Raw genomic sequence first — 1,869 nt, forward strand, 5'->3', positions numbered from 1 at the left:
TGCGGGTGCGGGTCTGCGGTGTCGGGGGGACGCCGGTGAGCCGGTTCGGCGTGCCGCTGGCGCGGGTGGACGCGGTGCTGAAGGTGCTGGCCGCCGAGCGGGAGCGGATCGAGTTCCGCGGGTTCGCTTTTCACCTGGACTCGGGGGAACCGGCCGAGCGGGTGCGCGCGGTGGAGAGTTGCCTGGAGTTGACCGAGCGTGCCTACGAGGTGGGGTTGACACCGTCGGTGCTCAATATCGGCGGTGGATTCCGGCAGGTGTTCACCGCCGACGCCACCGCATTCGATGCGTACGTGCACGCGCTACGGGAATCGCTGCTGGGTCGCGGGGAGCCGATGACCTGGGGCGGCAACACGTTCGGGTTCCATCTCGAGGACGGAGCCGTGCACGGGACACCGGTTTTTCACAAATATGCCAACACTGTGGATGCCGCGCGGATGCTGGCCGATCTGCTCGATACCGGTCTCGAATCGCACGGCGGGCGCGGGCTGGCCGCGGTGGCGGCGGAGAATCTGCTGGAAGTGTGGCTGGAGCCGGGCAAATCGCTGGTCGATCATGCCGGAATCACGGTGGCGCGGGTGGAATTCGTGAAGGAGACCGCCGACGGGTCGACGCTGGTGAATCTGGATCTCAGCCGTGACACCGTCACCCCGGCCGATCAGGAGGTGATGGTGGATCCGATCCTGGTGGCGGCGCACGGTTCCGCCGAGAGGCCCGCCGATTCCGGTGCGGTGGGGGTGTTCCTGGCCGGGCGGCTGTGCCTGGAACGGGATCTGATCGCCAACCACAAGGTGTGGCTGCCACGCTGCCCCGCACCGGGAGACTTCCTGGTCTTCCCCAATACCGCTGCCTACCACATGGATTTGTCGGCAGCGCGCGCATCGATGCATTCGGTGCCACCGAAACTGGCTGTGGTGCAACGGTCGGGGACGTTTCGGGTGTGCCGTGACGTTGACTACCGGCACGAGGTGGCTTGATGCGCTACGACCACATCACCGAACTGATCGGCAATACCCCGCTGCTGCGGCTGGATCCGGCCGTGCACGGGCTGCCGCACGTCGAGTTGTACGCGAAACTCGAGTTCTACAACCCGTTCGGGTCGGTCAAGGACCGGGTCGCGTGGGGCATGATCCGCGATGACCTCGACGACATCGTGGCCGGTAAGAAGACGTTGATCGAGGCGTCGAGCGGCAATACCGCCAAGGCGCTGCGGATTCTGGCGGCGCTGCACGGGGTCGGGTTGCGCGCGGTCACCAATCGCATCAAGGTCGCGGAGGTGCGGGAGCTGTTGCAGCTGTTGGGCACCGAGATCGAGGAGCTGCCCGGACTGTCGGAATGTCCGGATCCGACCGCGCCCAACGACGTGTACTCGGTCATCGAATCGACCATGGCGCGCACGCCGGGCGCCTGGTATCACCCCTCGCAGTACACGAGCGAGAAGAACATCGAGGCGCACTATCAGGGCACCGGCCGGGAAATCCACGAGGATCTCGCCCGCGACGGCATCACCCGCGTCGACTATCTGATCGGCGGGCTGGGCACCACCGGGTCCACCCGCGGCACGGCCACCTTTCTGCGCAAGCACAATCCGGATCTCGAGACCATCGCCGTGGTCTCCGAACGCGGCGACTTCATTCCCGGCATCCGCTCGGAGACCGAGATGTGGGATGTGGGGTTGTTCCAGCCGGATTTCTACGACCGCATCCTGGCCGTCGAGGCCGGGCGCGCAGTCGACGCCACCCTCGCCCTGGCCACCACCCACGGCGTACTGGCCGGGCCGACGAGCGGCGCGACCTATGCCGCGGCACTGGATTTCCTGCGCGAGGTCGAGCCGCGCCCGGAACCGCTGGTCGCGGTGTTCATCGTGTG

Annotated in this window: 1 protein-coding gene and 1 pseudogene; both read left to right on the top strand. The window is 66.8% G+C overall.

Annotated elements, in window-relative coordinates:
• A pseudogene (locus ACWELQ_RS44960) lies at positions 1-977 on the top strand (decarboxylase); the annotation flags it as partial.
• Positions 977-1,869: PLP-dependent cysteine synthase family protein (locus ACWELQ_RS44965; RefSeq protein WP_452403067.1), on the top strand; the 893-nt coding region annotated here is incomplete at its 3' end. The pseudogene ACWELQ_RS44960 and the gene ACWELQ_RS44965, both read left to right, overlap by 1 nt.

Source organism: Nocardia sp. NPDC004722 (assembly GCF_053601505.1).